This is a genomic window from Streptomyces sp. NRRL F-5650 (assembly GCF_000721365.1).
Classification (GTDB): domain Bacteria; phylum Actinomycetota; class Actinomycetes; order Streptomycetales; family Streptomycetaceae; genus Streptomyces; species Streptomyces ardesiacus.
This window is the reverse complement of sequence record NZ_JOGV01000192.1, coordinates 1-255: the sequence shown is the minus strand read 5'-3', so window position 1 is coordinate 255 and position 255 is coordinate 1. Positions and strand designations below refer to the sequence as shown.

The 255-nt window shown below is 68.6% G+C and carries 1 pseudogene; it reads left to right on the top strand.

The window, feature by feature from the left end:
- Nucleotides 1–255 (top strand): annotated as a pseudogene (locus IG88_RS44895) (hypothetical protein); the annotation flags it as partial.

Below are 255 nucleotides of genomic sequence, written 5' to 3'. Positions count from 1 at the left end.
CCAGGGGACGGGCAGCGCGCCCGCTCCGTTCGCGACCCGCACAAGGATCGGCGGCGGCTGGAACACCTACAACTCGTTGACATCCGCCGGTGACCTGACAGGTGACGGCAAGCCGGACCTGATCGCCCGCGACACTGCAGGCGTCCTGTGGCTATACCAGGGGACGGGCAGCGCGCCCGCTCCGTTCGCGACCCGCACAAGGATCGGCGGCGGCTGGAACACCTACAACTCGTTGACATCCGCCGGTGACCTGAC